Source organism: Pseudarthrobacter sp. B4EP4b (assembly GCF_006680095.1).
In the GTDB taxonomy this organism is placed as follows: domain Bacteria; phylum Actinomycetota; class Actinomycetes; order Actinomycetales; family Micrococcaceae; genus Arthrobacter.
In genome coordinates, this window is the sequence record NZ_VHIJ01000025.1 from 37,332 (window position 1) to 43,660 (window position 6,329).

5 protein-coding genes and 1 pseudogene are annotated in these 6,329 nt (G+C 65.0%); 3 read left to right on the forward strand and 3 right to left on the reverse strand.

The genetic code is table 11. The features are described 5' to 3' along the window. Positions 1-61: 61 nt before the first annotated feature. Together FNL14_RS09380 and FNL14_RS09385 are read right to left on the reverse strand one after the other, a co-directional pair. Positions 62-1,306, reverse strand: coding sequence for a beta-ketoacyl synthase (locus FNL14_RS09380; protein WP_142059455.1), 1,245 nt, complete (start codon positions 1,304-1,306; stop codon positions 62-64). A gap of 5 nt (positions 1,307-1,311) precedes the next feature. Continuing rightward, positions 1,312-2,925, reverse strand: coding sequence for a peptide chain release factor 3 (locus tag FNL14_RS09385; RefSeq protein WP_142059457.1), 1,614 nt, complete (start codon positions 2,923-2,925; stop codon positions 1,312-1,314). 287 nt (positions 2,926-3,212) lie between these two features. Between FNL14_RS09385 and FNL14_RS09390 the strand changes: the two genes are divergently transcribed. The 3 genes from FNL14_RS09390 (at position 3,213) to disA (ending at position 5,844) form a co-directional block, all read left to right on the forward strand. Beyond that, on the forward strand, positions 3,213-3,443 hold the full coding sequence (locus tag FNL14_RS09390; protein ID WP_142059459.1) for a hypothetical protein: 231 nt from the start codon (positions 3,213-3,215) through the stop codon (positions 3,441-3,443). 178 nt (positions 3,444-3,621) lie between these two features. Next, the gene (locus tag FNL14_RS09395; protein ID WP_142059461.1) at positions 3,622-4,506 is read left to right on the forward strand and encodes a pentapeptide repeat-containing protein; all 885 of its coding nucleotides are present in this window, start codon (positions 3,622-3,624) and stop codon (positions 4,504-4,506) included. A 261-nt stretch (positions 4,507-4,767) separates the two neighbouring features. Then, positions 4,768-5,844, forward strand: coding sequence for a DNA integrity scanning diadenylate cyclase DisA (gene disA, locus FNL14_RS09400; protein WP_091420370.1), 1,077 nt, complete (start codon positions 4,768-4,770; stop codon positions 5,842-5,844). Positions 5,845-5,914: 70 nt separating this feature from the next. Here the strand turns inward: disA and FNL14_RS09405 are convergent. Then, positions 5,915-6,329 (reverse strand): annotated as a pseudogene (locus FNL14_RS09405) (hypothetical protein); the annotation flags it as partial.

The window sequence follows — 6,329 nt, forward strand, 5'->3', positions numbered from 1 at the left end:
GTTCCGGCGTCACTGCACTGTTCCAGCGTCCGGGCCGGGAAACCGCCCGGACGCTGTGCGGCTATGAACCCGTGATCACCAGGGCAACGCTGTGCCCGCCGAAACCGAAGGCGTTCACCAGCCCGGCCTGCGGAGTACCCGGCTGGAGATGGCGGACGTCTTCGGTAACGACGTTAAGGTCCACTTCCGGGTCCAACGCCTCTACGTTAAGGGTCCCAGGCAACATTCCGGTCCGCAGCGCCTCCACTACCACAACGGCAGCCAGGGCCCCGGCGCCGCCCAGCAGGTGGCCCGTGTGGCCCTTGGTGGACGTCACCGGGATGCCGGCACCGAAGATCGCGTTGATGGCCTGGCCCTCGAGCCGGTCGCCCACCGGGGTGGACGTGGCATGGGCGTGTACAAAGCCGATGTCCTCCGCTTGCAGGCCGGCGGAGTCGAGTGCCTTCTGCATCACGCGCCGCTGCATGGCGGGATCGGCGGCCACAATGTCGTTGGCGTCGGAGGTCACTGCTCCCCCGGCAACCGCCCCCAGGATTGCTGCGCCGCGGGCGCGGGCGTGCTCTTCGCTCTCGAGCACCACCACGCCGGCCCCCTCTGAGAGCACAAAGCCGTCCCGGCCGCCGTCGAACGGCCGCGACGCGCGCTGCGGATCGTCGTTGCGGGTTGACAGCGCCCTGATCTGCGAGAAGCCGGTGACCACAAGGTCGTTGACGGAGGCGTCCACGCCGCCGGCAATCACGACGTCGGCAGCACCGGAGCGGATCATCTCGGCCGCCTGAACAATTGCTTCAGCCCCGGAGGCGCAGGCGCTGACCGGCGTCCGGGCGCCGCCGCGGGCGCCGAGGTCGATGGACACCCAGGCCGCCGGTCCGTTGACCATCAGGCGGGTGAGGGTGTGCGGGGAAACCTTGCGCGGGCCCGATGCGGCGAGCGTCCGGTCCTGTTCCAGCGTGGAGCCGAGTCCGCCGTAAGCCGAGCCGATCACCACGGCGAAGCGCTCCGGGTCAACATCGGGCGCGCCCGCCTGCTTCCAGGCTTCCCGCGCCGCGATCAGTGCCAGCTGCCCGCAGCGGTCCATGCGCTTCATCTCGCGCGTGCTCAGGTGTTCATTGAGGTCAGCGGTGACCTGGCCGGCCATTTTCACCGGCAGCTGTTCCGCCCACCCGGCTTCGAGCGGCGCAATCCCGGACTTGCCCGCCACCAGCGCGGCCCAGGTTTCGGGGACCGATGAGCCGAGCGGGTTGATGGTGCCAACGCCGGTTACCAGTGCGCGTGGTGGTGTTGCGCTGGATTGAACTGCGTTCACGGTTCCTACTTTGCGGGGTTGTGCGTGCCGATGGGCACGAGCGTGAGGTCGGGGTGGTTCTTTTCGATGCGGCGCAGCGCCCAGACGTCGTTGAACAATGCGAGGTACTCGCCGTCGGACCGCAACAGCACCTCGGCGCCCGGCACGTTCGCCAGCGCAGGCATGGCATCCGCCGTCGAAATCCTCGCCAGCGAGTAGGGCAGGCGTTCCAGCCTCATGGGCGCACTGAAGTCATGTGCCATCCGGTCCTCCACCACCTCGAACTGCATGGGGCCGACGGCGGCGAGCACCGGCGCCTGGTCGCCGCGGAGGTCGGAGCGGAGCAGCTGGATAACGCCCTCGTGTTCGAGCTGTTCGATGCCGCGGCGGAACTGCTTGAATTTGCTAGGGTCCTTGGAGCGTGCCACCTGGAAGTGCTCCGGGGCAAAGAGCGGGATGGCGGGGTATTCCACGGGTTCGTCAAGGAACAGGCTGTCGCCCACGCGCAAGGATGATGCGTTGACCAGGCCCACGACGTCCCCGGGGTAGGCCTCGTCAATGACTTCGCGTTCGCGGCCGAAAACCTGCTGGGCGTACTTGGTGGCGAAGGACTTGCCGGTGCGGGTCTGCGTGACCACCATGCCCCGTTCGAAGACGCCGGAGCAGACGCGGATGAAGGCCACGTGGTCGCGGTGGGCCTTGTTCATGCCCGCCTGGACCTTAAAGACGAAGCCCGAGAACGGGGACTCAACCGGCCGCGGTTTTCCCTCGATGTCCGGCCGGGCAGCAGCCGGCGGAGCGAAGTCCACCAGCGCATCCAGCAGCTCCTTGACGCCGAAGTTGAGCGCCGCTGAGCTGAACAGGATAGGGGTGGCCTTGCCGGCGTGGAAGGCTTCGACGTCGAACTCAAGGTTGGATTCGATCACCAGGCCGGCTTCATCCACGGCGTCGGACCAGTTGCTGCCCTGGCTTTCAGCTGCTTCCTCCGGGGTGAAGTATTCGGTGATGGCGATCTGGGCGCCGGCGTTGTTGCGCTGGAACCGGGCGAAGCGGTCGTTGCGGAGGTCCCACACACCGCGGAAGTCGCCGGAGATGCCCACCGCCCAGGTCAGCGGCATGGGCTGCAGTCCGGTGCGCTCGGTGATTTCGTCCATCAGCGCCAGCGCGTCCAGGCCCGGGCGGTCCCATTTGTTGATGACGGTGATGATGGGCAAGTTGCGCTGCTTGCAGACCTCGAAGAGTTTCATGGTCTGGGTTTCCAGGCCTTTGGCGGCGTCCACCAGCATCACTGCACAGTCGACGGCGGCCAGCACCCGGTAGGTGTCTTCGGAGAAGTCGGCGTGGCCGGGGGTGTCCAGGAGGTTGATGACCGTGTCCCGGTAGGAGAACTGCAGCGCCGCCGAACTGATGGAGATGCCGCGGTCCTTTTCCATCTGCATCCAGTCGGAGACGGTTTCCTTACGGTTGGCCTTGCCGCTGGAGGCACCCGCGGTGCCGATCACCTTGGCGTGCAGGGCCAGCGCTTCGGTCAGCGTCGACTTGCCGGCGTCAGGGTGGGAAATGACAGCAAAGGTCCTGCGACGGCCCGCCTCTTTGTGAATCTCCGAGATCCGGGCGGGGGTGAGGACATCTTGGGACACGGTGCTACTTTCGCTGCGGGTGGGACTGTCCAGGCGCCTTTGAAGGCACTGCGCGCCGGAGCGCTGCGGCCCGGGCCGGGAAACGGACTGGCGGAAAGCCAAGTTCCAGTTTATCGCAGCACGGCAAATCAATGCCGGTCCGCTTAACGCCGCGGAAACCACTGGTTCAAAGCCTCGAAATGAGTGCCCGCTACCGTGAGCGCATGATGTGTCCCAGCAACGCCTCCTGTGGAGCCTCCGTGTCCCTCCGCACCGCCATATCCGGCAGGGAAAGGAACTGATCAGTTATGCACGGCATCTCCTTCCCGGGCAACCTGTTTTTTGATCCCCTGGCCACAGGGCTGACGACGCCCGCCCCGGCTGCCCATCTTCGCGAGAGCGAATCGATGGACGCTCCGGCGGGTACACGCCGGCAGCGGCCTACGCAGACGGCCGCCGAGCAGAAAGCACTGCGCGCCGCATCCCTGGTGAAAGTCAGCAGGGAGTTGGAACGGATGGTGCGGGAGCGGGCGCGCTAACCGCCTCGCCGCGGTATTCTTGATCCCAGTGACACTTCATTTTTCTCTGTGACCCAGAGCCTTAACAGCGGTTTCGGCCGGCTCCTCCTCGAAGGAGCCGTGATTGTGTGCGCCCGCCGGGGGAACTCCAGTTCCCCCCAAGACCGGCCACATCGAATCCCTACGCCTGGAAGATCACATGCTCAAGCCTTCATCGCCTTACCCCCAAGCTCCCTATAAGACGCCGTCTTCGCCCGCCCTTGACCGGCAAGCGCTCCGTCCTGACTGCGCCAACTGTTTTGCCCTTTGCTGTACAGCCTTCGGGTTCACCAGGTCCGCCGACTTTGCCGTCGATAAAGATGCAGGAACCCCGTGCAGCAACCTCGCCGCAGACTTTTCCTGCACCATCCACCACAGCCTGCGTGCCCGCGGATTCAAAGGCTGTACGGTGTTTGACTGCTTTGGTGCGGGCCAGTTGGTGTCCCAGGATCTCTTCGGCGGGAAAAGCTGGCTGGAGCGGCCGGCCAGCAAGGAGAAAATGTTCTCGGCCTTCAAGGCTGCCAGGCAACTGCACGAGATGCTCTGGTACCTGGCAGAGGCACAGGTGCGTACCTTTGATCCGGAGGCCTCGCAACGCGCGATAGTCCTTCACTCCATCATCAAAAAGGCGGTCGGCGGCGATCCGGACGGGTTGTTGTCACTGGACGTCCAGGAGCTGCACGCCGAAGTCAGGTTGTTGCTGATGGCCGTCAGTGAAGAAGTCCGCGCGTCCTACTTCGCCACGGGGAATGACCACCTGGACCCGGAATTTCGGCCCGGGGCAGATCTTATCGGCAAGGATTTGCGGTCCCGCCGGTTGTGCGGGGCGGACCTCAGAAGCAGCTACCTCATTGCAGCGGACCTTCGCGACAGCGATCTGACGGCCGTGGACCTGCTGGGCGCGGACCTCAGGAACGCCAGGTTTGAGGGCGCCGACCTGTCCCGGGCCCTGTTCCTGACCCAACCGCAAATCAATGCGGCCCAGGGGGATCTCCGGACGCTTTTGCCCGCTGACGTGGCCGCCCCTTCACACTGGGGCGCATAGAGGAACCGTCCGTGCAGGGGGCCGGGAGGCGTTTACGAGTCCGCGAAATGCCCGCCCGGCCACCCGCCGTCGAACCCATTTTCCGCCTGTTGGCGCTGCCCCCTAACGGGGCACTTTGGGGCTTGCCCGTGCGGAAGTTGCCGGTTCTTACCCCTATCATTGAGCTTGCGGGAGAATGAGCATTTTTTGATCCTGCCGGCGGAGCATCAAACCGGCATTCCTGCGGGCGTCCGGCCCGCACCTTTGAAGGGACACACATAAATGGCGCGGAGCCCCGAAGAATCTCTCAGGGCAACCCTGGCCAGAGTGGCACCCGGAACCCCGCTCCGCGACGGACTGGAACGGATCCTCCGCGGACGCACCGGCGCACTGATAGTCCTGGGCATGGACCGGACCATCGAATCCATCTGTTCGGGTGGTTTCGACATCGGCATCGACTTCTCCCCCACCCGGCTCCGTGAGCTCGCCAAGATGGATGGCGCCATCATCTGCGACAAAGACGCCGGCAACATCCTCCGCGCAGCCGTCCAACTGGTCCCCGATTCCAGCATCGAGACCCAGGAATCGGGCACCCGCCACCGCACGGCCGAACGCGTGGCCATCCAGACGGGCGTACCCGTTATCTCGGTCAGCCAGTCCATGCAGATCATCGCCCTCTACGTCAACGGCTTGCGGCACGTCCTGGAAGGATCCGAAAAGGTCCTGGCCCGCGCCAACCAGGCCCTCGCCACCCTTGAGCGCTACCGGTCCCGCCTGGACCAGGTCACCAGTTCGCTGTCCGCCCTGGAGATCGAAGCGATGGTCACGGTCCGGGATGTCGCCGTCACCCTCCAGCGCCAGGAAATGGTGCGCCGCATCTCGGAGGAAATCTCCCAATACGTGCTGGAACTTGGCGAGGACGGCCGGCTCCTGTCGCTCCAGCTCGATGAGCTCACGGTGGGCCGCGGCCCCGGAAGCGACGTGATCATCCGCGATTACGCCAGCCCCAACGCTTCAGCCGATGACATCGAAAAAGCCGTCAACGAACTGGTGAACCTGGGACCTACAGAACTGATTGACCTGGGCAAGATCTCAAACATCGTGGGGTTTGCCGGCGGCGAAGCGAACCTGGACGCCGTGGTGCAGCCTCGGGGCTACCGCCTGCTTTCGGGCCTCAAGGCGGTTCCGAAAGCCGTTGCAGACCGTCTGGTAGACCACTTTGGCGGCCTGCAGTTCCTTATGGCAGCCACCATCGATGACCTGATGACCGTGGACGGCATCGGCGACCAGCGCGCCCGGACCGTGCGCGAAGGCCTCAGCCGGATGGCGGAAGCAAGCCTGCTGGACCGTTTCCTCTAAAGCCAGGGGTTACTGCCGCTTTTTCGCGGCCAGAACGGCGGTTACGGAGCAGACGCTTGAAAGGAACCCGTTAGTTCAGCTGGAAAACAGCCTTAGGGCTGGCTTTCGAGCCGAGCTTCGCGGTGAAGATGTAGTACGCGCCGCCGCCTCCGGGCTTGGCTTCCACCGGCTGGCAGCCTTCAACAGAGCGGCTGCGCGACCACGGGAAGTTGGCGGTTTCGCTGGCCCCCGGTGCAAGGATTTTCACCAGGTCCTCGCTCTTCGCCTGGCAGTCCCTGGACGAGAAGATCCGGTCGGCGCCGCTGGTCACCAGGAATTCCATCTGTGAGGTTCCGATATTCACCTCGCACGGCATGGTGCCGCCGTTGGTCACCTTGAGTGTCAGCATCGGGTTTTCCCCGGGGCCGTAGGCGGCTTTGTCCGTCGACGCCGAGACAGTCACCAGATTCTGGTTGCAGGTTGGGGTGGGTGACGCCGTCGGGGTG